Origin of the sequence: Paeniglutamicibacter sp. MACA_103 (assembly GCF_045798555.1) — a bacterium.
GTDB lineage: Bacteria > Actinomycetota > Actinomycetes > Actinomycetales > Micrococcaceae > Paeniglutamicibacter.
This window is the reverse complement of the sequence record NZ_JBIXLN010000003.1, coordinates 96,734-120,392: the sequence shown is the minus strand read 5'-3', so window position 1 is coordinate 120,392 and position 23,659 is coordinate 96,734. Positions and strand designations below refer to the sequence as shown.

23 protein-coding genes are annotated in these 23,659 nt (G+C 65.2%); 13 read left to right on the top strand and 10 right to left on the bottom strand.

From position 1 onward, the window contains the following. Positions 1-272 precede the first annotated feature (272 nt). The 4 genes from ACIPVK_RS02430 to ACIPVK_RS02415 all read right to left on the bottom strand — a co-directional run bounded on the left by ACIPVK_RS02430 (position 273) and on the right by ACIPVK_RS02415 (position 4,264). Positions 273-1,832 (bottom strand): molybdopterin-dependent oxidoreductase, encoded by a 1,560-nt coding sequence (locus ACIPVK_RS02430; RefSeq protein WP_407610394.1) that lies wholly within the window; start codon positions 1,830-1,832, stop codon positions 273-275. Positions 1,833-1,956: 124 nt separating this feature from the next. Continuing rightward, on the bottom strand, positions 1,957-2,793 hold the full coding sequence (locus ACIPVK_RS02425; protein WP_407610393.1) for an anti-sigma factor domain-containing protein: 837 nt from the start codon (positions 2,791-2,793) through the stop codon (positions 1,957-1,959). After that, complete coding sequence (gene sigK / locus ACIPVK_RS02420) at positions 2,793-3,374, bottom strand: ECF RNA polymerase sigma factor SigK (protein ID WP_407610392.1); 582 nt, start codon at positions 3,372-3,374, stop codon at positions 2,793-2,795. The genes ACIPVK_RS02425 and sigK overlap by 1 nt, the downstream gene beginning before the upstream one ends. 194 nt (positions 3,375-3,568) lie before the next feature. Next, positions 3,569-4,264, bottom strand: a complete 696-nt coding sequence (locus ACIPVK_RS02415) for a fasciclin domain-containing protein (protein WP_407610391.1) — start codon at positions 4,262-4,264, stop codon at positions 3,569-3,571. A gap of 577 nt (positions 4,265-4,841) precedes the next feature. Here ACIPVK_RS02415 and ACIPVK_RS02410 point away from each other — a divergent pair. Genes ACIPVK_RS02410 through ACIPVK_RS02400 form a run of 3 tightly spaced genes read left to right on the top strand, consistent with a single transcriptional unit; the run spans position 4,842 to position 7,842 of the window. Next, complete coding sequence (locus ACIPVK_RS02410) at positions 4,842-5,981, top strand: type III polyketide synthase (protein ID WP_407610390.1); 1,140 nt, start codon at positions 4,842-4,844, stop codon at positions 5,979-5,981. 8 nt (positions 5,982-5,989) lie between these two features. Continuing rightward, a complete protein-coding gene (locus ACIPVK_RS02405; RefSeq protein WP_407610389.1) occupies positions 5,990-6,700 on the top strand; it encodes a methyltransferase domain-containing protein in 711 nt (236 codons plus the stop codon). Then, on the top strand, positions 6,697-7,842 hold the full coding sequence (locus tag ACIPVK_RS02400) for an FAD-dependent oxidoreductase (RefSeq protein ID WP_407610388.1): 1,146 nt from the start codon (positions 6,697-6,699) through the stop codon (positions 7,840-7,842). Before ACIPVK_RS02405 ends, ACIPVK_RS02400 begins: the two co-directional genes overlap by 4 nt. Before the next feature lie 72 nt (positions 7,843-7,914). Here the strand turns inward: ACIPVK_RS02400 and ACIPVK_RS02395 are convergent, their stop codons facing one another. Both ACIPVK_RS02395 and ACIPVK_RS02390 read right to left on the bottom strand, forming a co-directional pair. Then, positions 7,915-9,363, bottom strand: a complete 1,449-nt coding sequence (locus ACIPVK_RS02395) for an MFS transporter (protein WP_407610387.1) — start codon at positions 9,361-9,363, stop codon at positions 7,915-7,917. Continuing rightward, entirely contained in the window at positions 9,360-10,403 is a 1,044-nt protein-coding gene (locus ACIPVK_RS02390) for an MBL fold metallo-hydrolase (protein WP_407610386.1), read from the bottom strand. The genes ACIPVK_RS02395 and ACIPVK_RS02390 overlap by 4 nt, the downstream gene beginning before the upstream one ends. A gap of 241 nt (positions 10,404-10,644) precedes the next feature. On the opposite strand from ACIPVK_RS02390, the gene ACIPVK_RS02385 reads away from it, so the two are divergent. Together ACIPVK_RS02385 and ACIPVK_RS02380 are read left to right on the top strand one after the other, a co-directional pair. After that, a complete protein-coding gene (locus ACIPVK_RS02385) occupies positions 10,645-11,130 on the top strand; it encodes a cupin domain-containing protein (RefSeq protein ID WP_217388519.1) in 486 nt (161 codons plus the stop codon). Between the two features lie 80 nt (positions 11,131-11,210). Next, entirely contained in the window at positions 11,211-11,978 is a 768-nt protein-coding gene (locus ACIPVK_RS02380; RefSeq protein WP_407610385.1) for an alpha/beta hydrolase family protein, read from the top strand. Here ACIPVK_RS02380 and ACIPVK_RS02375 read toward each other — a convergent pair. Then, positions 11,900-12,799, bottom strand: a complete 900-nt coding sequence (locus ACIPVK_RS02375) for a PaaX family transcriptional regulator C-terminal domain-containing protein (protein ID WP_407610384.1) — start codon at positions 12,797-12,799, stop codon at positions 11,900-11,902. The two genes, ACIPVK_RS02380 and ACIPVK_RS02375, sit on opposite strands and share 79 nt — an antisense overlap. A 273-nt stretch (positions 12,800-13,072) precedes the next feature. Here ACIPVK_RS02375 and ACIPVK_RS02370 point away from each other — a divergent pair, with 273 nt between their 5' ends. Further along, positions 13,073-14,032 (top strand): ribonuclease HI, encoded by a 960-nt coding sequence (locus tag ACIPVK_RS02370; RefSeq protein WP_407610383.1) that lies wholly within the window; start codon positions 13,073-13,075, stop codon positions 14,030-14,032. 76 nt (positions 14,033-14,108) lie between these two features. Here the strand turns inward: ACIPVK_RS02370 and ACIPVK_RS02365 are convergent, their stop codons facing one another. Together ACIPVK_RS02365 and ACIPVK_RS02360 are read right to left on the bottom strand one after the other, a co-directional pair. After that, a complete protein-coding gene (locus ACIPVK_RS02365; protein ID WP_407610382.1) occupies positions 14,109-15,038 on the bottom strand; it encodes an HNH endonuclease family protein in 930 nt (309 codons plus the stop codon). Positions 15,039-15,150: 112 nt separating this feature from the next. Beyond that, positions 15,151-15,750: a hypothetical protein gene (locus ACIPVK_RS02360; protein WP_407610381.1), complete on the bottom strand. Its 600-nt coding sequence runs from the start codon at positions 15,748-15,750 to the stop codon at positions 15,151-15,153. A 255-nt stretch (positions 15,751-16,005) separates the two neighbouring features. On the opposite strand from ACIPVK_RS02360, the gene kynA reads away from it, so the two are divergent. The 7 genes from kynA to ACIPVK_RS02325 all read left to right on the top strand — a co-directional run bounded on the left by kynA (position 16,006) and on the right by ACIPVK_RS02325 (position 22,724). Next, on the top strand, positions 16,006-16,875 hold the full coding sequence (gene kynA, locus ACIPVK_RS02355; RefSeq protein WP_407610380.1) for a tryptophan 2,3-dioxygenase: 870 nt from the start codon (positions 16,006-16,008) through the stop codon (positions 16,873-16,875). Positions 16,876-16,884: 9 nt separating this feature from the next. Then, entirely contained in the window at positions 16,885-17,718 is an 834-nt protein-coding gene (locus ACIPVK_RS02350; protein WP_407610379.1) for a PaaX family transcriptional regulator C-terminal domain-containing protein, read from the top strand. 143 nt (positions 17,719-17,861) lie between these two features. After that, a complete protein-coding gene (locus ACIPVK_RS02345; protein ID WP_407610378.1) occupies positions 17,862-18,200 on the top strand; it encodes an ArsR/SmtB family transcription factor in 339 nt (112 codons plus the stop codon). A 20-nt stretch (positions 18,201-18,220) separates the two neighbouring features. Next, the gene (locus tag ACIPVK_RS02340; RefSeq protein ID WP_407610377.1) at positions 18,221-18,694 is read left to right on the top strand and encodes an SRPBCC family protein; all 474 of its coding nucleotides are present in this window, start codon (positions 18,221-18,223) and stop codon (positions 18,692-18,694) included. Positions 18,695-19,423: 729 nt separating this feature from the next. Further along, on the top strand, positions 19,424-20,833 hold the full coding sequence (locus tag ACIPVK_RS02335; protein ID WP_407610376.1) for an NAD(P)-binding domain-containing protein: 1,410 nt from the start codon (positions 19,424-19,426) through the stop codon (positions 20,831-20,833). Between the two features lie 179 nt (positions 20,834-21,012). Beyond that, positions 21,013-21,375 carry a PadR family transcriptional regulator gene (locus ACIPVK_RS02330; protein WP_407610375.1) on the top strand — a complete coding sequence of 121 codons (363 nt, stop codon included), beginning with the start codon at positions 21,013-21,015 and terminating at the stop codon, positions 21,373-21,375. Next, positions 21,372-22,724: a permease prefix domain 1-containing protein gene (locus ACIPVK_RS02325; protein WP_407610374.1), complete on the top strand. Its 1,353-nt coding sequence runs from the start codon at positions 21,372-21,374 to the stop codon at positions 22,722-22,724. The genes ACIPVK_RS02330 and ACIPVK_RS02325 overlap by 4 nt, the downstream gene beginning before the upstream one ends. 127 nt (positions 22,725-22,851) lie before the next feature. Here ACIPVK_RS02325 and ACIPVK_RS02320 read toward each other — a convergent pair whose 3' ends face one another. Continuing rightward, positions 22,852-23,568 carry a transglycosylase family protein gene (locus tag ACIPVK_RS02320; protein WP_407610373.1) on the bottom strand — a complete coding sequence of 239 codons (717 nt, stop codon included), beginning with the start codon at positions 23,566-23,568 and terminating at the stop codon, positions 22,852-22,854. Positions 23,569-23,659 lie beyond the last annotated feature (91 nt).

The following is a 23,659-nucleotide window of genomic DNA, read 5'->3' as shown; positions in this document are numbered from 1 at the left end:
AACGCAATCAGTGCGTGGTCATGACCGTGACCTCGCTGCGGGGCGACAAAGTGAAGGCCGCGGGCGATTCCAGGGAAACCTGAGAGATCAGCCTGTTCGAGGATTCATGCCTGCTGATGCCCCTCCAGGACCAGCTCGGTGACGACGCAAACGATCAGCGATGCGGCGGCCGGCCGATGGCCCTCTCCGCCATGAAAACCTGGCTGGAAACCGGCGAGCGCCTGCCTACTCCCGGCTCGCTCATGCGCACCTGGTCGGGCGGCCCCGAGCGCCTAGTCAACCGAGAACTGTACGCGCTGCCAGCCGCTTGCCCCGTCGGGTACAGGGTCGGCCTTGTCGCTGGTCTGCATCTCGCCTTGGCCGTCGAAGGCCCGGACACTGACGGTGTGGTTACCCGAGGGCCCGCCGTCCCATTCATAGCGCCACTGGCGCCAGGTGTCCACGGAGGCCTCGGCACCGAGTTCCGTGTCCTTCCAGTCGCCGTCGTCGATCTGCACCTGGACCTTGGAGATGCCGCGGGTCTGTGCCCAGGCGGTGCCGCCCATGACAACTTTGCCGGCTGGAACGCTGGCGAAGGAGCGCGGCACATCCACCCGCGAGGACAGCTTGATGGGCCCGTGATCGGACCAACCGCGTGTGGTCCAGTAGGCGACCTTGTCTTCGAAGCGGGTGACTTCCAGGTCAACGACCCACTTGGTCGCCGAGACGTATCCATAGAGGCCGGGAACCACCATGCGGACCGGGAAGCCGTGCTCGAGCGGCAACGGCTCGCCGTTCATCCCGATCGCCAGCAGTGCCATGCGGTCATCGGTGAGCACCTCAAGCGGGGTGGAGGCGCTGAAGCCGTCGATCGAGGTCGAAAGCACCATGTCCGCGCCGGCCTTGGGCATCGCGCGTTCCAGGAGCAGGCGCAGCGGATAGCCCAGCCACTTGGCGTTGCCCACCAGCTGGCCTCCGACCGGGTTCGAAACACAGGTCAGCGTCAGATAGCTTTCCACGAGGTCCTCCGCCAGCAGCTCGTCGAAGCCGATGGAGAATTCCCTTTCCACCATGCCGTGGACCCGCAACGACCATTCAGAAGGGTTGATGCGTGGCACCGAGAGCGCGGTATCGATCCGGTAGAAATCCTTGTTCGGCGTGATGAATCTCGGCATGCCCGACAGTTCGATTTGGGCGTCGGCCGGCGGAGCCTGCGCCAGGACCTTCGCAGGCGGCAATCCGAGAGCCGCACGGGCGGAATCGGCCACGTTCCTTGCGGTAGCCAGGGACTTGCCAACGCCCGTGGCCACGGCAGCACCAACCAGGGATAGGACGGAGCCCAACAGGAAGTTCCTGCGCGAGGACCCCTGGGCCGAAACCGCGTCCGCTTCGGTCGAGCGGCTCTTGGCCGCAAGTCTCGTAAGCCAGCGCAGGGTGGCCAGGCCGGCAACTGCGCCCACGATGATCGGTGTCAAGTCGACAAGTCCGGTGGCGGGCCGGGAAAGGACCGCCCCTCCGATCGCCACCGCGAGGACCACGATGCTCCCGGCGGCCAAGGCAAATCTTTCCCGGGCCAAGTTCCCCAGCAAGACCGCGGCGATGGCCACAATCACGCCGATGGAGATGAAGAGCGCCAGCTTGTCGTTGGTGCCGAAGGTGGCAATGGCGAAATCCTTGAGCCATGGCGGGGTCAGGTCGATGAACACCGATCCCATGGCCACCAGTGGCGCCGACGAGGTGGCGAAGAACGCCGACAACAATTGAGCCACGGAAAAGAGCACCGCAGCCGACGCGAACCCCGCGAGCCCGAAGGCCCCCAGGTCCCGCAGCCTCTTTGCTGGCAACTTGTTCATGAATCCACCCACCCGTACGTTGTGATGCTTCTTCCCCTGCTTTTGCGGGGAACAGCTAATCACTTCGTATTCGGAACGCTACCACCGGCGGATTGGAAGACCGGGGCCTTTTCCCCGAAGGATCTCAGAGCGCCTGGACCAGGATGGGTTCGGTGGTCGGTGCAGGCGAGCCCGAGGAAGGTTCGACGGTGATGCCGAAGTGGGTCACGCCCTCCATGGCCCCGGAAACCATCACCATTCCATCCGCATTGGCGCCATCGACAAGTCCCGCCGGCACCGCCCCCGTGCCGGAAATCAGCCAGAGCTCGTACGCCTTGTCGCTGGGCAAGGCAGGCAATCCCGCGGTGGTCACCGCCATCTTGCCCTCGGTGGCCGAGTAGGCCAGGGTGACCCTGGCCCCGTCTTCCATTTCCTGGGTCTTCGACCTGACATCTGCGGCGGTCAGGATGCGTGTCAGCTCGGATTGCTTGGTGCTCAGGGCAGCCAACTGTTCCTCGAGCTTCTGCTGCTGCGCGTTTTGGTTGACCACCACTCCGCCCAGTACGCCGCCGGCCACCAGCAGCACTCCGGCCGCCAGGGCAAACATCCGCTGGTTCGTCTTGGCCGCGGCGGCCGCTGGAGCCTGCGCGGCGGCTTCGGACGACTGCTCCGAGGAACGGTCATCTCCCTTGACCGGATACGAAGGTTCGCGGACGTTGTCCGCCGGGACGTCCCCTTCCGTTTCAAGGGGCGGCAGCTGCGGGGTGGTACGGATGGAGGCCATGATGTTGGCCTTGAGCCTGGCCGGAGGAGCGACAGGTTCGGCGGAAAGGCCAAGAAGCGCCGCGGTTTCCTGCAATGCGTCCAGTTCAACCCGGACCTCGTCCGAGGATTCGGCATGGCGTAGCAGTTCGTCGCGCTCTTCGTCCCCCACTGCGTTCAGGGCGAAGCTGCCGGTCAGCTCGTTCTCGTGCTTTTCCATTACGCCACTCCCATCAGGTCTCGAAGTTTGTTCATTCCGTCGCGTATTCGCGTTTTTGCGGTCCCCACGGGGATCTTGAGTAACTCGGCCACCTCAAGGTGGGTGTAGCCGCCAAAGTAGGCCAGTTGGATGGCGTCGCGCTGCGACTCGCTGAGCTGCTCCAGGGCCTGGTTCACGCGGCGGCTTTCCTCGTGCAAGATGACCGTTTCCTCCACGTCGTCGTAGCTCGCCTGGAATTCCTTGATTCCTTCGCGCAGGTCGCGGTCCTTGCTGGCCTGGCTGGCCCGAACCCGGTCCACCGCCCGCCGGTGCGCCAAAGTCAGCAACCAGGTGATTGCCTTGCCTCGGGCCGCGTCGTATCGTGCGGCCTGCTGCCAGGCTTCGACGAATACCTCCTGCGCCACTTCCTCGCTTTGCGCCTGGTCCTTCAGGATGCGTCGGACCAGGCCGAAGACCTGCGGCGAGAGGCGGTCGTAGAGTTCCTCAAAGGCGTTCTCGTTGCCTGTCGCAATCCGGAGCATCAGTTCTTCGGTGGTGGGCGCGGAGGTTTGGTCCGTTCCACCGGATAGATGTGAGCTCATGCGATAAAGCGTCTCATGCATTCCAAACGCCGTCCTTCATCCTTTCTGGTGCGTCGGGAAGGAAAACAAGTTTTCCGCCCCTCTGCGGCAACCTGTCTACCCCAATCGACGACAGGGGGCCGGTGTTTGATGGAGGGGACCATCAGACACCAACCCCCTGGTGGGTTGCCCTGCCGTTGCGTCGGGCGCAGCGGCTACTTCTTTGCCGACGGCATCAGCACGGAGTCAACCAGGTAGACGGTGGCGTTGGCGGTCTGCACGCCACCGCAGATCACCGAGGCGCCGTTGACCATGAGCTTGTCGCCGCTGCCGGTGACCTTCACTTCCTGGCCTTCGACGGTCTTGTGGGACCCTGCGATATCACTGGGGGCGATCTGGCCGGGGATCACGTGGTAGGTCAGGACGCTGCTAAGCATGTCGGCGTCGGCGACGACCGCGTTGAGGTCCTTTTCCGGAATCGCGGCGAAGGCCTCGTCAACCGGGGCGAAGACCGTGAACTCGCCACCGTTGAGGGTGTCAACGAGGTCGACCTTCGGGTTGAGCTTGCCCGACACCGCGGCGGTGAGGGTCTTCAGCAGCGGGTTGTTGGAAGCAGCCACTGCGACGGGGTCCTTGGCCATGCCGGCAACCGATCCTTCGCCGCTGGGAACTGCCTTGGCGTAGGCCGCGCAACCGGAACCCACGAGGTTGGCTGCCGGGTCCATGGCCGATTCGCTTGCCATTGCCGAGCTGCTCGGTGCGGCGGACGAGCTCGAGGGTGCAGCAGCCGAGGACGGTGCCATCGATTCGCTGCCGGAGCCCCCGGTGCCCGCCGAGCAAGCGGTCAGGCCCACGCTGGCAACTGCAATCAGTCCGAGTGCTGCGGCAAACTTGCTGTTCATGCGCTTCATGTCATGCTCCTTGCTTGGCGTCGACCCCTTGGTCTCCGCGCCTTCCCGACCACTGTTGGTGCGGGCTGTCATGGAGCATTCGGCGCCGTGCGGAAAACGGATTGGAAACATGCCAAGAATCTTTTTAGCCACATTTTCCCGGGCACTATCCGGTATCCCCATTACCGGCGGACATGGAAGAAGCGGAGAAGATGTCTGTTCTTCTCCGCTTCCCTGAAGATATCTCCAATCATCAAGTTGCTCAGTGTTTCTTGATGTGGGTTACCTGCTCGGTCTCTGTCTCAGGTGCGTTCTTCGAGCGCTTCTCCGCGCGTCGCGCCTTGATCGATTTGCCGGCAGGCTTCTTGTGTTCGTGTCTATGTGGTGATTTGTCTGGCATCAATTACCTCTCACCCTGGGGCGGGGATCGCTTACGACCGCGGTTGGTCTCCCCAAAAATCACGATACTCCTGAGCCTGTGCGGAATCCAGCACTTTTTGGAATCCGTCCTTCCCCACCCTTAGCCCCGGCTGCTCTCGGCGCTTAGCGTGCCCGCACGCCCTTTACCCCGTCGGCGTCGGGCCATAGGCTCGGCACTATGCCGGTGATGATGAGAACCATCCAAACAGCAGTTCCGCCCACCATCCTGTACCAGGACAAGGCCAGGGACGTCTTTGGCGCCCAACCCGGCCTGACGCGGTTGGGCCAGCGCCTGATCAACACGTCATTTGATTCGGCCCAGATTTCGACCCGGCACACCGCGGTCACCGAGTTCACCACCGAGACCGTGGCCGAGAACCCGCTCTTCTTTGACGCCGACTCGGGGCTGGTGCTGCGGCCCAGCACCAAGGAACGCAACGAGGTCTTTGCGGCCACGGCCCCCGGGCTCTACATCGACTCGGCGCAAAAGGCCCTGGACGCCTGCCCCGACCTTGGACCGGACGACGTCACCCACGTCATCACGGTGTCCTGCACCGGCTTCTACAACCCCGGACCCGACTACCAATTGGTCAGGGCGCTGGGCCTGAGTCCGGCAACCCAGCGCTACCACCTGGGGTTCATGGGATGCTACGCCGCGTTCCCGGCCCTGCGCGCCGCCAGGAGCTTCTGCGAGGCCGACCCGCACTCCGTTGTGCTGGTGGTCTGCGCCGAGCTGTGTTCAATCCACGTACGCAGCTCGAACGACCCCGACACCATCATGGGCTCCGCGCTCTTTGGCGACGGGGCCGCCGCCGCCATCGTCACCGCCCGCCCTTACCCCGGGCCCGGCCTTCAGCTTGACCACTTCGAAACCGTGCTCACCCCGGTGGGCGAGGAGTCCATGGCCTGGAACATCGGCGACGAGGGCTTCGAAATGGTCCTGGGCACCTACGTCCCGCACATCATCGACGACCACATCGTCGGCGCCCTTCAGCCGCTGCTGGCCCGCGATGAAACCCTCGGCGCGCAGTATGCCGACATCCCGCACTGGGGAATCCACCCCGGGGGCCGGGCCATCCTCGACCGCGTGCAGAAGCGCCTCGCGCTGGGCGACGAGCAATTGATGCCGGCACGCCGGATCCTCAACGACTACGGCAACATGTCCAGCGCCACGGTGATGTTCGTGCTCAAGGACATCATGGACGAGAACCTCGGACGTGTTTCGGCCACGGGCGAGCGCGTGTGTTCCATGGCCTTCGGGCCCGGCCTGACCGTCGAGACGTCCCTGATGACCTTGGTTTCCGGACCGCAGGGCTAAGCGAGAAGATGCAACGGGACATTGCCGCACGCGAGGAAATGGACAGCCCCGACGCCGATCCGCTCCTGCTGGAGCGGACCTACGCGCAGTTCCCCTTGGTGAACCGCTGCGTTTCGGGGTGGCGGGGCATGTACCTGCGGCTGGTCCGCCCGGCGCTGCCCCGCCACCGCACGGCCACTATCCTCGACATCGGGTGCGGCGGCGGGGACATCGCCCTGGCCCTGCTGCGCTGGGCGCAGGCCGACGGCTACGGCGTCAGGGTGACCGGCATCGACCCGGATGCGCGCGCCCACGGCTTTGCCTCCCGGGCGGGCGCGGCAGCCGGGTTCGGGCCCGCGGAGCTGGAATTCCGGCGGGCCGTGAGCTCGGACCTGGTGGCCGAGGGAAGGCTGTACGACGTGGTCGTCTCCAACCACGTCCTGCACCACCTGGACCCGCCGGCGCTTGCGGGCATTTTCGCCGACAGCCGGCTGCTGGCCCGGTCGCTGGCGATCCACAGCGACATCCGGCGCCGGCGCAGCGCACTGCTGCTCTTCGGGACGGCCACCCTGCCGCTGGCCGGCAGCTCCTACATCAGGCGCGACGGGCTCACCTCCATCAGGCGCAGTTTCACCCGCGAGGAGCTCGCCCGGGTGCTGCCGCCGGGCTGGCACGCGCACGCCGCGGGGCTGTACCGGAACCTGGCCATCTGGCACGGGGAAAATCCGGCGGGCCGATGATCGACGTCCTCATCGTCGGGGCTGGCCCCAGCGGGATGGCGCTGGCGATCCTGCTGCGCCAGGCCGGGCGCAGCGTGCGCGTCCTCGAATCCCGCACCTCCATCGGCCAGCACTCGCGGGCCATCGGGATCCACCCGCCCGGACTAGCCGTCCTGGACCGCCTCGGGGTCGGGCCGGCGGCGCTGGCGGCCGGGGTGCGGATCGACCGCGGGGTCGGCATTTCCCGCGGCCGGGTCGTGGCGGAACTGGGGTTCGGCTCCATCCCGGCCGGGCACCGCTTCGTCCTGTCGCTGCCGCAAAACCACACCGTCGCCCTGCTGCGCGAACGGCTGCACGCCCTGGATCCCGCGGCGCTGCTCCCCGGCCACGGGTTCACCGCGTTCACTGCCCACCCGGGGTTCCACACCGTCGAGGCCACCTCCGGGGGCAAAACTGAGCGACTTCGGTGCCGCTTCCTCATCGGGGCCGACGGCACGCGCTCGGCGGTGCGCACCGCCGCCCTCATCGAGTTCCGCGGCCGGGAACTGCCCGATCGCTACCTCATGGGCGACTACCCGGAGAGCACCGGATTCGGGCCGGTCGCGGCATTGTTTCTGCACGAGGACGGGATCACCGAGTCGTTTCCGCTGCCGGGAAACCGGCGGCGCTGGGTTTGCCGGCTCCGGGATCCGGGGCCGGCGTCCCTGCCCGAACTCATCAAGCGGCGGACCGGGCACCGGGTGGAGGCCGGCGAAAACTCCATGCTCAGCGAATTCGGGACCGCGAACCTTGCCGTGGGATCCATGAACCACGGGAACCTCGTCCTGATCGGGGATGCGGCCCACGAGGTCAGCCCCATCGGGGGCCAGGGCATGACGCTGGGCCTGCTCGATGCGGCCGCCCTGTCCCCGGTCCTGGAGGCGGCGCTGGGCGGGGAATTGCCGAGGGACCGGCTCGAGGGGCAACTCGCCGCCTTCTCCGGGCATCGCCTGGCCGCGGCCCGGCGCGCCGCCCGGCAGGCGCACGTGAACATGGCGTTGGGGCGCCCGCTGTGGGGCCCGGCGGGGGCCGCCCGCGATGCGCTGGCCCATGCGCTCTTTGCCTCCGACAGGTTTTCGGACGCCGTGGCCGCCACATTCACCATGACCGGCAAGGGCGGCTGAAAACACGCAGGGCGTGGGGGAAGAAAGTTTCTTCCCCCACGCCCTGCGTGTGGTTCTCCGGTGCCGGAGGGGTTATCCGTTGAAGGCGAACCGGGTCTGCAGCCGCTCCGCGGTGCGGTCCGGGTTCAGCAGCAGGACGCAGATGACGCCCACGACGACGAGGTAGATCCCGATCATGGAGAATGACGAGTTCATGCCCTGGGCCAGCAGCGAGGCCATTTCCACGCTGTCGCGCACCCCCTTGGGACCCGGAACGTATCCGGCGCGGTCCATGAGCGATCCCACCATCGCAGGGGCAATGACGCCGCCGACGGAGGCAAGCCCGGTCAGCGTGGCCATGATGGCAGCGCGCTGCTTGGAGGCCACGCAGAACGCGATGGCAGTGGGCGCAAGCGGGTAGATCATCGCCAGCCCGGCGCCGAGGGTCAGCACCGTCACGGCCGCATAGCCGTGCAGGTGCGGCAGCACGGTGAAGCAGATGCCCGAGACCAGCAGCGCGGCCCCGAACAGGGCACCCATGGCCCAGCGCACCGTAACGCCGCGGCGCATCAGGTAACGCGAGGTGAATCCCAGCACCAGCAACGCCAGGGCCCCGATGACCCAGGGGAAGGTGGAGACCAGCCCGATCATCTCGGGCGAGAGGGCGACCACCGAGCCGAGGTACTTCGGCGACCAGGTGGTCAGGAAGCCCTGGGCCCAGAAGCAGCCGGCACCGGCCAGGACCGCGGCCACGAACATCCTCGAGCCCAGCACCCGGCGGATGGGCACCAGCTTGAGCAGGTCGGCGCGTTCGGTGATGCTTGCGCCCGGCTTGCCGGGGGCGGGCTTCTCCGCGGGCGCCGCGGCAGCCACCGGCTCCACGTCGGCGGCGGCCTTTTTCCCGGTGGTGTGGCTGTAGGGTCCGTCGCGCCCGACGAGGAACCACACCGCGCTCCACAGCAGGCCGGCGATGCCCAGGAACCCGAAGGCCCAGCGCCAGCCGAGGTCCGGGTGGGCAATGATCCAAGCCAGGATGGGGGCCGCGATGATGGGCCCGAGCGTCGAGCCGATGGCGATGATGCTGGAGGGGAAGCCGCGCTCCTTGGCCGGGAACCAGCCATGGACGTGCTGCAGGGAAATCGGCGTTGCGGGGCCCTCGGCACCGCCGAGGAGGATGCGGGTGACGAGCAGGACCGCTGCGCCGCCGCCGAAGAGCATCGGGAACTGCAGGACGGCCCAGCTGATGCCCATGGTCAGCAGGATCCAGCGGGTCGAGACCTTTCCGGCCAGGAAGCCCACGGCGACCGCGGCGATGGCGAAGAGGAAGAAGAACGCGCTGCCGATGAGGCCGAACTGGCCCGCCGTGAGGCCCAGTTCCTTGATGGCCGAGTCGGCGACAAGGCCGAGCACCGCCTTGTCGGCGAAGTTGATGATCTGGAAGACGACCAGCAGGGAGGTGACGATCCATGCCCGGCGGTTCATCTTCCCGTACTTGACTGCCGCGCGAAGGGTGTGCGGTTGAATCTGCTCCGAGGTGCTCATGCGCCGGCTCCGATGGTTTCCAGTCCTGCGGTTTCAACAATATTGGTTCCGGTCTCCCGGGGGAAGAAGACGTCGTTGTCTTCGGCGATGTGCACGGTGCCGTCGAAGTCCCGGCGCACCGCGCTCTCCATGGCCGCCAGGTCGGCGGTGCCCGGGGTGTTGGGCACGATGTGGTGCAGCACCAGGGTCTTGACCCCGGCCGCGGCGGCGACCTTGCCCACCTCGGCGAAGGGCGTGTGCGATTCGCGCAGGTGCACCTCGATCCCCTCGCGGGTGGGCCCCTCGGGGAAGGTCGCCAGGATGGAGGGCAGGTCGATGACCTCGTGCAACAGCAGGTCCGCGCCGCGGGCGAGCCTGATGCAGTTTTCCGAGTAGGCGGTGTCCCCCGAAATGACGACCGAGCCGTGGCGCGAATCGATGCGGAAGCCGAAGGCCGGGAAACACAGCCGGTGGTCGACCAGGATCGCGGAGACGACCACGAGCTCGTCGCGGTAGACCTCAAACGGCTCCATCGCCGGGTGCCGGTTGGCCACTGGGTCCGCGCCCGCCGTTTCGGGGATCTCGATGTCGTGTGCGCGCACCCATTCATGCGGCTCGCCGCGGCCCTCGTCGGCCATGCGGATGGCGATGTCGGAGGCGAAGACCTTATCCAGCAGGGCGTCGACGATCTGCGTGGTCGAGGTCATTTCCCGGTTCCCGACCCGGGCGTCGATGTCCCGGGCGTGCTCTTCGTCGAGAGCCGGGATGCGGGCGGGCTTTCCGGGTCCGAAGACCTCGATGGGCGCGGCGAAGGACTCGCCAGGCACCTGCCAGCCGGTGACCAGGAAGGAACCCAGGTCGTAGATGTGGTCGGAGTGGTGGTGGGTGAGGAAGATGCCGCGCAGCTGCCCCCACTCGCAATGTGAACGGTAGTTGCGGATGCTGCCCATGCCGGCATCGAAAACGTAGGTGGCGTCGTCGACCCGGACCGCGGTGCTGGTTCCGGCTCGGGAACTTGAGACGATCGGACCACCGCCCGTCCCCAGGGTATGCACACTCATTCCGCTGAACTTCTTGGTACTCACGCTGGCGCCTCGCTTCATTGTGAAGGGCTGTCGGTTCTTGCCCCGGTTCGGTGATTGTTCAAGCACGCAACGGCATTTTTGGTTCTGCAGCAGCGCACGCCCCCAAGCGTGATCCGCATCATATGCACTAGAACTTGCGATCGCAATACCTATTGCATACCAAGGGGTTTCTCTGCCATGCTGGGTCCACCAAGGAAACACGCGACAAGGAGCTGCAATGGAAATCCAACAGGGCCAGGAAATTATTCTGGGCGACCTGCCCAAGGGCATCACCCTCGCCAGCGAGGCCATGGGAAACAAGACCTGGAACGTGCTGGGCCACACCTATCTGTCCAAGGTGGAAAGCTCCTCGTCCTTCGCCTGGCTCTCCCTGGACCCGGCCGGCACCGGGGTCCCCCCGCACGTGCACCCGACGCAGGACGAGCACATCTTCATCATGGAGGGCGTCTACACGCTCTACCTCGACGGCGAGTGGACCACCGCCGGCCCGGGCGACACCGTGCGCATGCCCATGGGCCTGCCCCACGCCTACTACAACAAGCACGAGACACCCGGAAAGTCCCTCTTCTGGGTGAGCCCGTCGGGCCAGCTTTCCACCCTCTTCGACGAGCTGCACAACGTGTCCGACCCCGAGGAAGTCGTGCGCCTCTCGGCGCTGCGCGACGTCAACTTCCTGCCGCCGGGAGCCGTTCCGGGCGCCTAGCCACCGCTACAGTCGAGGGCAGTGGGGGCCGACGGCGGCCCCCACTGCCCATCCATCGTTTCCGCCAAGGAGCCAATTCCATGACCAGCACCGCCCCGCTATCCGGGATCCAGTCCTACGGCCCGGACGAGGCCCAGCACCTGGTGCTCGGCTGGCCTGCGCCCGGAGCGGAACCGCGCGGCATTGCCGCCCTCATCCACGGGGGCTACTGGCGCTCGCACCTCTTTGCCTCACTCATGGAACCGCTCGCGGCATCGCTGCGGGCCGAGGGCTGGATCACCGCCAACATCGAATACCGCCGCGGCGCCGCCGGCCAGTGGCCGGCCCCGCTTCAGGACACGGCAGAGGCGCTGGTGCGCATCAAGGAGTTTAAGGCGGTCCAGGGCGTCGGCGGACCGCTGCTCACGGTCGGCCATTCGGTGGGCGGGCAGCTCGCGCTGCTCACCGCGCGGCTCGCCGACGGCGTCGTGGCCCTGGCCCCGGTCACCGACGTGGAGCGGACATACCTGGAGGACCTGGGAGACAACGCGGCCGCCGAATACTTCGGCTCCTCCCCCGCCCAGGACCCCGACACCTACCGCGCGGCCTCGCCCGTGCAACAGCGGCTCGGCACCACGCCCACGCTTCTCCTGCACGGAACCGATGACGACCGCGTGCCCATTGCGCATTCGCATGCTTTCCTGGCTGCCGCGGGGGCGCAGGGCTCCCCGGTGGAACTACGCGAATTCACCGCGCTGAGCCACCTCGAGGCCATCGACCCGCTGGCCGTTCACTGGGCCGAGGCACTGTCCTGGATGGCCGAGGCTCCCGGTCCCACGCCGCGCGCACCCAAGAGCGAGAGCGCATAGGCCTTGGCCACCGGGGCAAGCAGCGCGTCGATGGCCCAGAACGCCTGCTTGGCAGCGGGGGCCTTCCATCCGTCCGGAAGGAATTCCAGGGGCAGGTTCGGGTCCCGATAGGGAAAGCGGCGCCACAGCGTCAGCATGGGAACGTAAAAGGCGAACGCCTCCCTGGCCAGGTCGCCGGCAGGGGCCCCGGCGCCGGCTTCAAGCCGTGCCGACCACTGGGCCTCGGCGGCTCCGTAGAGGCCGAGGAACTCCCGGTACTGCTGGTCTAGCTCCTGCAGGTCCCACCACTGGGGAACCTTGGCCCTGATGTCTTTCTGGCTCAGGTAGTCGGCGCTGAAGTACTCGACATATTTCTCGAGCCCGCGGTCCTTCAACCGGAGCATGGCCTGCGACAGGACATTGCTGGGAGCGATGGCGACCCCGGCGCCCACCGCCCCAAAGCCAAGGCTGTTCAATTCGGTCCGCAGCTCGTACCGGCGGTTGCGTTCGGCTTCCGGCACGGAAAAGATGACCAGTGACCAGGGGTCGTTGGGCTGCGAGCGCTCGGGGGCATAGATGCGCTGGTCGCCCTCTTCGAAGGCATCGAGCACATCGGCCGAGAGGCTGTAGCTGGCGGCAGGGGCGTCGCGTCGGCTGACCAGCACGCCGTTGCGCTTGAGGCGTGACACCGTCGAGCGCACCGCGGGCGCCTCGATCCCCAGGGCGCCGAGCATGTCAACGAGCACTGCCACCGGGAAGGTGCCACCCGTCGATCGGCCATAGAGGCCGTACAGGGTGACGATCAACTGCTGGTGCTGCAGCTTCGACTGCCGTGTTTCCATGCCTGCCCGGACCCGCTTCATCTAGAACGCCTCGTTGTAGCTTCCATCCTAGACACACCGGGGTGCGCCGCCCGGCCACAGATGGAGGGCCGGGAAGCCAATCCCTCCGCAGGCGACGGTTCGGTACCGAAACCGGTGACATGCGATCCCGATCGGCAAATTCCGGGATTCGGGCCGGGATTACTATCCCCACTGGGCCGGTATTTTAGGTAGCTTTGGGGCATCGGATTTTCCGCAGCCGAACCAACCGAGCGCCGAATCGAGGAGGAGACCATGCAGGCACCACGCCCGACGCCTCCGTCCGCGCGCTTCATTCCTGCGGTCCAGACCGTCACCGAGCGCTCGGGGGTCACCGTCGAGGTGCGGCACCACAACCAGATCCTGTTCTGGGCAGTGGTTCGAACCAACGCGTACCAGGTGCTCGAGCAACGGTCCGGCGTCTTGCCCGTCCACGAATGCGGGCTCCGACTCGGCATCCTGATGGCGCATCTCGACAAGGCCATCCGCGCGGTGCGCTGCAATGCCTCGGAATCCGTGTATTGCGACAACGTGCTGCTGGAGGGGCAGGTCCGGTTGCCCGAGGCGCTGGCGCAGTTGGGGTTCGAGGTATCGGAGCAGTTCCGCCCCCTCGCCGGAGCGCGGGCCGCCATGGCCCTGCTCCAGGAACGCATCGAGGACTTCCACTCCGAGCTCACGATCACCACCGATGCCTCGCGCAGTTGGCACAGCCCGCTGATGGGCCATGGTTGGATCCTGGATTACGGGCGGGGTTCGGCACCGGTGATCAATGCCTTCGCGGCCACCGGCAAGGAAATCCTGCAGGGCGAACTCAACTCCATCTATTACGCTCTGTTGGACGCCACCAGGTACCGCGAGGAGCTGTTCGCCGGAAAGGTCAGCTTTCGCATCCGCTCGGACTCGCTCATGGCCATCGACCTGCTCAACAATCCCACAAGCCATGCACGGGTCAGGTCAACGGAGGCCAGGTCGATCGTGCACAAGATCCATGAGCTGCTCGCCCGTTCCGAGGTCAGCTATGACTGGGTCAAGGCGCATGCGGGTGATCCCATGAACGAGCTGGCCGACAGGTTGGCATTGGTGGCCAGGCGATGCTCCGCAGCAAACATTTCCTCCGTCGAACGCCAACGCCTGCTACTGCAGATTGCCGACGAGGGCGTAGACCTGGGCAAGGTGCTTCCCCTGCGCACCGGGCGTTACTTCCAGGCCCAGTAAACCGCCAATGGGGCGGACCGGAAGCCGATTCGTGCCCGCGCCATCCGCGGCAGCGGTCCACGTTTTGCGTTGAGGGCTAGCGCCAGCGCAGTCGGGTGTCGGATTTGCCGCTCTTGCAGGTGTAGCTTTTGCCGTTCTTTTTGCCGATGCCCTTCGCGCCCTCCTCTGCCTTGGCGCAGTAGGCGCCCGGTGATACCTGTTTGGGCTTGGGGGCGGTGGCCGAAGGCTTCTTCGTGGGAGCCTTCGCAAGCGGCTTGAGCGGAGTCACCTCGGCGGATTTTTGCTTCGGGCACGAGGTGAGCACGCGCTTCATGGCGTTCTTTTCGGCAGCCGTCACCGAAAGGGCGTATTTTTTCTTGACGCTGATTTGCGTTGCCACGTATTGGCAACGGAAGGACTTGTTGGTTGGCAGCCATTCCGCGGCGTTGGCATCGCCCTTGGACCGGTTGGCCGAGGCTTGCGAAGCCATGAGGTTCAACGGGTCGTTGGCCAGGCCCTGGCGCTGGTCCTGGGACAGTTGCTGGCCGCCGGATACCCATGCGTTCTTCAGCGCCACCACATGGTCGATGTCAACGGATCCGCTGTTCACCTTCCATTTGATGCGGGTGCCGGTGTACGCGTCGGCCAGCACGCCCGAGGCGAGTTGGCATTTCTTTGCGTCCTTGTACTTCACGGCAGACAAGTCGCGCTTGAGCGTGTCCTGGCGCTCGTCGCACTTGTTTCCGTTGAAGTCCTTCCATCCGTTGCCGAATTTCTTGTTCCGGTCGTAGCCGGTAGCCGGCGCCTTGCCCTTGACCGGCAGGGTGTTCAGTACCGTCACCGCGCCGGGACCCTGGAGCTTGGCACCGGGTGCGACCTTTGCGCTGCCGACCGAAGCCGAGGTGTTGCTCGAGGCCAGGGGGCCGGTGCCGGCGGAAGGTGCGGATTCTCCCTGGGGTCCGGGACCCGCGACCAAGGCCCCTATCACGATCAGGACTGAGGCGATAAAGGAAATCAGGTGCTTCAAAACGCTCTTTCGGGATGAATCAACAAGGCACGATGCGGAAGTCTCCATACAAACACGCGTGGCCCACAGTTTGCCTGCGGGCCACGCGTGTCACTCGAGGGCCGGAGCGGTCCTAGCGCTTGGAAGCGCGGTATCCCGCCTTGCGCGCATCTGACGTGTTCTTGAAGCACTGCTCCGGAACGGTGCGGTCGTAGAACTGGCCGCCGCGCACGTGGTACTTCCATTCCTTGTTGCTGCCGGTCTTGTTGCCCTTGACGGGGAAGGCCGCGGGGCAGTTCTTGCCCTTCGGCGCCGACCACGACTTCTTCACCGCGGCCTTCTTGATGACCAGGGTTTGCGTCTTGGCTGCAGTGAGCTTCTTCTTGCCGACCTTGTAGTTCACCTTGGTTGTCACCTTGTAGGTCCCGGCCTTCAGGGCAACCGACGCCTTGTTCTTGGCAACCGTCTTCTTGCCTTGCTTCACGGTCAATACCTTGTAGGTGACCTTGACGCCCTTGGCCGCCTTGACCGACGGCTTGATGGTGGCCCTGGCCGATCCCTTGACCGTCTTGTTGGCGATCTTGTTGATCGTGATTGCCGGTGCCTTCTTGGCAGCAACGACCGTGATCGCCTGGGCCGGTGCCACGGGCGCTGCGACTGCCACGGCAGCCCCGGAAAATGCGATCGAAGCTGCGGCGGCCAAGGCAGTGAGTGTGCGAGTTATTGACTTCATATTTCCCCCATTGTCCGGATGGCACCCCTGGCCATCCACGTCCTGCATCTGCAACTTCCAATCAAACCACAGGCCAGAGCCGTAAACGCGGAAGGTCGCGACACGGGCCCCCGGACCGTCGGGCCGGAACGCGGCAGGGCCACGATGGCGCCTGGTTTTCGGCGGCCCGGCGCCGCCTGCCGCACGCCATTCATGGCCCCACCATGTCCAATTTCATTATCTTGACGCACGTTGAGGAACTGATACGCTTTTTCCATGGCCTGCCCACACGCACAGACACCCGAGGGTGCACGCGAAATCGAAGACACAGTCCGCACCGACTTCAGCAACGCGATGTCGTACGGAAGCTATCTGGACCTCGACCGCCTACTTTCGGCCCAGCACCCGGTCAGCGTTCCGGAACACCACGATGAGATGCTGTTCATCATTCAGCACCAGACCAGCGAGCTCTGGCTCAAGCTGATGCTGCACGAACTGGTTGAATCCCGTCGCCTGATGGACAACGACGAAATCGGCAAGTCGCTGAAGTGTCTGGCCCGCGTCAAGCACATCCAAAAAACACTCACCGAACAGTGGGCGGTGCTGGCCACGCTCACCCCGCGCGAGTACGCACAGTTCCGCGGATCCCTCGGCTCCTCGTCCGGCTTCCAGTCCTACCAGTACCGTGCCGTCGAGTTCATCCTGGGCAACAAGCACGAGGGCATGCTCAAGGTATTCGAATCCGACCCGGGCGCCCATGAACTGCTCGCCCGGCTCCTGCACGAGCCGACGGTATACGACGCATTCCTCCGCGCCCTGGCCCGTTCCGGCTATGCAGTCCCGAAGGAGATCCTGGAACGCGACGTCTCCAAGCCATGGGTCTTCCAGGAGGCGCTCGTCCCCATCTACAAGGACATCTACGAATCCGACGACACCACCTGGAGCCTCTATCAGGCCTGCGAGGACCTCGTTGACCTGGAAGACAACTTCCAGGCCTGGCGCTTCCGCCACATGCGCGTGGTGCAGCGCACCATCGGCTTCAAGAAGGGCACAGGCGGGTCCTCCGGCGTGGATTTCCTCAAGCGCGCCCTGGACCTGACATTCTTCCCGGAGCTATTCGCCGTCCGCACCGAGATCGGCAAGTAGCACCAACACATGCTGACCGAGCTCGACGACCTGGATGCCCGCACGGGCAGCACGACCTCCTTGGTCCGCACCATCGTTGGCCTGTACCTGCGCGAGCTGGGCGGCTGGATTTCCTCGGCACACCTGATCGCGCTGATGGACGCGCTGGGCACCACGCCCCAGGTGACGCGGACGGCGATCTCCCGCCTGAAGAAGAAGGGGATCCTCGACCAGCAGACACGCGGCGGCATCTCTGGATTCGAGCTCACCTCCACCGGCGAACGCATCCTCGCCCGGGGAGACAGGCGCATCTTCGAACCGCGCTCTATGGGTCCTGCGGATTCGTGGTGCCTGCTCTCGTACTCCATCCCGGAGGCCGAACGCGAGCGCCGCCACCAACTGCGGAAGTATCTGCAGGGCATCGGCGGCGGCCTGATGGCGCCGGGCCTCTGGATCTTCCCCGACTACCTGCGCGCCGAGGTCTGGGAGATCCTGCGCGTCCTGGGCCTGGAGGACCACGCGACGGTCATCGTCACCAATCTCCTGGAGTTCACTGGGACCTCCCAGGCATCGGCCGCCGCGTGGTGGGATCTGGATGCGCTGGCAGGACTGCACCACGCCTTCCTCGAACAGAACAAGGCCGTGGCCGCGGCGGGACAAGCGAGCACCGCCGACAGCTTCGCCGCCTATGTTCGGGCCATCGATTCCTGGCGGACCATTCCGTACCTGGACCCCGGACTGCCGGAAACCTGCCTGCCCGGGGACTGGCCCGGCCACCAGAGTGCCGAGTTGTTCCTGGGCATCCAGGCAAGCCACGCGGCCGCGGCACGCAACTACGTGGCCTCGCTGGCTTCTGCCGGGTAAGGCGTCCGGAGCGGAACCATATGGCATCCAGCCACCAGCCTTCTAAAAGGCCAAACTCATCCAGCCTTACCCCTTGACTATCGACGCTTGGCGGCGGATCGTAGTAATCAACCGAAAGGTTGATCAAGGAATGAGTTGAATACGTGTCCTTTGACGAGCAAGATCTCAACAGGGCTTTTTTGGCCCTCGCTGACCCGACGCGCCGGCAAATCATCGCCCGGTTGTCCGCCGGGCCTGCCACGGTCAACGAACTCGCCAAACCGTTCAAGATGTCTATCCAGGGCATCTCGAAGCACATTCAAGTACTCGAGCAGGCGCATTTGGTGACTCGCACACGCGAGGCGCAACGCCGGCCGGTCCACTTGAATCCTGCACTTCTCACGGAACTAACCGGCTGGATCGACAAATATCGGCTGCTGGCCGAACAGAAGTACAACCGCTTGGACGCCGTGCTCAAAGACCAATCCGCGCGCAGCGGATGATTCCACGAAAGCCCCCCATCATGAGCAACCCACTGAACCTCAGCATCCCCGAAGGCACGCCCTTCATCGATTTCACCCGGGAATTCGACTTCCCCGTCGCCGCAGTGTTCGAGGCGCACCGCGATCCCGCCCTCCTCGCCCAATGGCTCGGACCCTACGGCATGGAAATGGACATCGAGAACTACGATTTCCACACCGGCGGATCCTACAAGTACACGCACTCCAACGAGTCCGGGACCTACGGGTTCACCGGGGTGTTCCACACCGTGCGCGAAAACGAGTTCGCCATCCAGACCTTTGAATACGATGGCCAGCCCGACGTCGTCGCCATGGACTACATGCGCTTCGAGGCGTTGGACGGCGACCGCTGCCGACTGGTGGGCCACTCGGTCTACCCGACAGTTGAGGCCCGGGACGGCATGGCCGCCTCGGGCATGGAGGACGGCATCACCCAGGGTTACGAGCGTCTGGACACCCTCCTGTCCGCCAGGTGAATTCATTGCACCGCGGCCCGGGGAATAACCTTCCGGTTCCCCGGGCCGCGGTGACGCACGACAGCAAACGCAGGAGCAGCAAACCTCTCCCCCAGCGCCAGATCCGTGACGGAACACCGCAGGCGGCAAACACGGTGCAAGTCAGGCCGAAGCACCCTCTGGGATCATGTGGCGGCTTGCTTGAGAGGACCACCCGAAGCCTCAGTTCGGGTCCAATAGCAACATAATTGATTCGGGGTTATCAATTCCATAAAAACTCCTTAAATAAGGGCAGGACGCCGAACGTCGGCGCCAGGTCATGAGATCACCAAGACCCTCCCCGAGATTGAACATTAATGACGTTCAACCTCAACTAATTCGACAATCCAATGAATCACAAAAGAATTCTTATATACGCCGAATTGTGAACTGGATTTGACTATATGTCCGAGCCCTGCTGTCATGGAGGGAGAGCCAGTCAACCCACATCGGGCCGAGAGCTGGCTCGTTCGGAACCGCAGCGACCGCTATTTGCCGGTCTTTTTCCATCATTGCGGAGCCTCTCCCCCAACGGGGATCGAGGCCCGGGAGCAATTTGCCTCGCGGCGCGCCAAGCGCCGGACCTCTTATTAGGAGGAGAGTTCACGCTTTCCCCAAGGTCGCACCTCCCGCTGTCGCCCTCCATCGGCGCGGTCCCGAATCACCCCTAGCCGCGGGTGGTGAATCGGTCCGGGAAATGAGGAGAAAAGCATGAGTTTGCGAGTCGGAATCATTGGTGCAGGACCCAGCGGAATGGCGCAGCTTCGGGCGTTCGAGGCCGCACGCGCAAAGGGCGCCGACATGCCCGAAATCGTTTGCTTTGAAAAGCAGTCCGACTGGGGCGGTCAGTGGAACTACAGCTGGCACACCGGCATTGACGGATCCGGCGAAACGGCCCACTCGTCGATGTACCGCCACCTGTGGTCCAACGGACCCAAGGAATGCCTCGAGTTCTCCGACTACACCTTCGACGAGCATTTCGGCCGCCCGATTTCTTCCTTCCCGCCCCGCGAGGTCCTCTTCGACTATATTTCCGGACGCGTCGCGAAGTCCGACGTGCGCAAATACATCAGGTTCAACACCGCAGTCCGCTGGGTCAACTACGACTCGGCCACCGAGGAATTCACGCTCTTTAGCCAGGACGTCAAGACCGGGGAATCCAGGACCGACGTCTTCGACAAGCTGGTCGTCTCCACCGGCCACTTCTCCACCCCGAACATCCCGGACTTCGAGGGAATCAACACCTTCCCCGGCGAGGTCCTGCATGCCCACGACTTCCGCGGCGCCGAGCGATTCGGCGGCAAGCGCCTGCTCATGATCGGCTCCTCATACTCCGCGGAGGACATCGGCATGCAGGCGCACAAGATGGGTGCCGCTTCAATCACCCTGAGCTACCGCAGCGGACCCATGGGCTTCGACTGGCCCGCGACCACCGTCGAGCGCCCACTGGTCACGCGCTTCGAGGGTTCCACCGCACACTTCGCCGACGGCACCACCGGCGAGTTCGATGCGGTCATCATGTGCACCGGCTACCTGCACAAGTACCCCTTCCTGCCTTCGGACCTGGCGGTCGATTCCCCCAACGTCCTGTACCCGGGCAACCTGTACAAGGGCATCGTGTGGCAGCAGAACACCAACCTCTTCTACCTGGGCGCGCAGGACCAGTACTACACCTTCAACATGTTCGACGCGCAGGCCTGGTTTGCCCGCGACGTCATGACCGGAAAGATCCAGCTGCCCTCCGCCGAGGAACGTGCCGGGGACATCCGGCACTGGCTCGAGACGCAGGCCGCCCTGGCAGACCACGATGCCGAGGCCGACTTCCAGACCGAGTACGTCCGCGAACTGATCAACGCCACCGACTACCCGGAATTCGACTTGGACGCGGTCAGCACGCTCTTCAAGGACTGGATGCGACACAAGTCCGAGGACATCCTGGGCTACCGCGACCAGCCCCACCGTTCAGTGATCACCGGAACCATGGCCGAGGTCCACCACACGCGCTGGATCAACGCCATGGACGACTCGCTCGAACGCTACCTCAATGGCCCGTCGCAGGACATGAACACCAATGCCATGGCGACCCTCCAGGCCATGGAAGTCCTCGCCGAGCCGAACTAGCCGGCCGGACACCGACACGCGGGTCCCGCTTTCCCACCTCCACGATGGGCGAGCGGGACCCTCGCCGTTAAGCCGCCGCATGTGGGAAGGATCCCCTCCTCCGCCCGTCCTAACAGTCCTCTTGCATTCAAGCTTCGCAAGGCGTTCAATACCTTGTAGATCTATGTATGGGAGGCGACATGCGCATAGACAAGGATTTGGTCGCAGCATCGGCGACGCCGCTCGTGCTGGGAATCTTGGAGGGGGAAAAGATGCACGGCTACGCCATCATCAAGCGCGTGAGCGAGCTCTCCGGCGACGAAATGCAATGGACCGACGGGATGCTCTACCCCTTGCTGCACCGTCTGGAGCGGCTCGGCTACCTGCGTTCGTCCTGGGGCACCTCGGAGGCCGGGCGCCGACGCAAGGACTACGCCATCACCGAGGCCGGTCGCGCGGCGCTGGCCGAGCGGCGCGGACAATGGGACGTGGTCGCGGCGGCGCTGCGGCAGGTGTGGCACACCGCGCAGCGCCCTCCCGCCATGGAAACCGGGTGGGCATGATGGAGCCGCACGCGGGGCTCGAGGCCCAGATCGAGATGTGGCGCGGTTTCCTTGCCCGGCGCCGGGCCATCTCCGCCGCGGACCTCGACGAGCTCGAGGACCACCTGCGCGAGCAGGTCGCCGAACGGCGGGCCGGAGGCCTCGACGACGACGAGGCCTTCCTGGTGGCGATCAAGCGCATGGGCAACCTCGATGCCGTCTCACGCGAGTTCGCACGGGAGCACTCGGAACGGCTGTGGAAGCAACTCGTGCTGCTCCCGGAGGGTTCCGCAGCCACCTCCGCCCCGCCGCGGCGGGAGCTGGCCCTGGTGCTGGCCCTCGCCGCGGGCGCGGGGCTCGCCCTCAAGGCGGGAATCACATGGCTGGGCGAAGACGCCGCCCTGCTGCGCAACCTGGGGCTGCTGGTGATCCCGTTCGTGGTCGCATACTTTGCGTGGAAGCGGCGGATTTCGGTGCGCACGGCGCTCGCGCTGGCCGTTCCCTTCGCCGTGCTGGCCCTGGTGCTCAACACCTATCCGTTCGCGCCCGGCGGGTCCACCCTGATGCTCGCAGCGCTGCACGCCCCGGTGATCCTGTGGCTGATGGCGGGGGTTGCCTACGTCGGCGGGAGATGGCGTTCCGATGGCAGGCGCATGGACTTCGTGAGGTTCACCGGCGAACTTGCCATCTACTTCACGCTGCTGGGGCTCGGCGGCGGCGTGCTCGTTGGGCTCACCTTTGCCGTGCTCCAGCTGGTCGGCCTCGACCTGGAACCGGTCCTGGAAGACTGGATCCTGCCCTTCGCCATCCCGGGGGCGCTGGTGGTTGCCGCCTGGCTGGTCGAGGCCAAGCAGGACGTCATCGAGAACATCGCGCCGGTGCTGACGCGCGTCTTCACGCCGCTGACGATTGCGATGCTGCTGGGCATGCTCATCGTGCTCACGACCGCCGGCGGACTGGTCGACGTCGACCGCGGCCTGCTCATTCTCATGGACGCGATCCTGGTGCTGGTACTGTGCCTGTTGCTATATGCGCTGTCCGCCCGCGACCCACTGGCCCAGCCGGGGTTCTTCGATGCCCTGCAGCTGGTCCTCGTCGCGGCGGCCCTGGCCGTGGACGCAGTGATGCTTGCAGCGATGCTGGCCAGGATCGCGGAGTTCGGATTCAGCCCCAACAAGGTCGCCGCGCTCGGGCTGAACCTGCTGTTGCTGGTGCACCTGGTTCGGGCCGCTTGGCTCGGCGCGGGTTTCCTGCAAGGCAGGCGCCGGTTCGGCGAGCTCGAACGATGGCAGACGCGCTACCTGCCGGTTTACGGCGCGTGGGCAGCCGTCGTGGTGCTGGTTTTCCCGCCGGTGTTCGCGTTCGCCTGAGTCCGGCCCGGGGCTCCGGTTCGGGAGAGGTCTCGGTGGAAACGCAAAAGGACTGCTCCGCAGCCACTTGGGGGTTGACTACGGAACAGCCCTCTTGGCCGTTCGTCCGCTCTTGCGAGGGACCGGTTTACTTGGTCGGCAAGTCCAGCGACTGTCCGACAAAAATGAGGTCGGCGCTGGGCACGACGTCCTGGTTCAGCGAGTACAGGTCCTGCCAGCTGTTCAGGCCCTGGGCCTGGGCGATCTTGAACAGGGTGTCGCCGGACTTGACGGTGTAGTTCTTGCCCGAGTCCTTGACGTTCACGCTGATGGCCGGGGCCTTGGCCACCGGGGCCGCTGCGCGCTTGCCGCTGGAGGCGTAGCTCTTGGCGGGGACCGACTTGGTCTTGTAGGTCTTGGCGGTGGTCGACTTGTAGCTGGACGAGTTCGACTTCTCCACGGTTTCCTTCTTCGGGGTCGAGGCGTAGCTCTTGGCTACGTCGCCCTTGCCGCCGGAAAGTCCCAACTTGGCGGAGCAGGCGGGCCACGCGCCCCAGCCCTGGGCGGCCTTCACGCGTTCGGCGATGCGGATCTGCTCGGACTTCGATGCGTTGTCGGCGCTTCCGCTGCCGCCAAAGGCGCTCCAGGTCGAGCTCGAGAACTGGAGCCCGCCCTTGTAGCCGTTGCCGGTGTTGATGGACCAGTTTCCGCCGGACTCGCACTGTGCCAGTGCGTCCCAGGTGCTGGTGCTGGCTGCCGATGCAGGTGCCACCGACATTGCGAGGGCGCCACCGGCCATGGCCAGTGCGGCAACAGTTGCGGCGCCGCGGCGAATGTTCTTGCTCTTGGTATTCTGCTGGATCATGTTTCTCCAGTGCCATCCTCCGCATAGGTCGTCCAGGACCATCTTGGCAGCGTTGTCCGGCGTCGCAATCGACGTTCGAGTGGCTACCGCC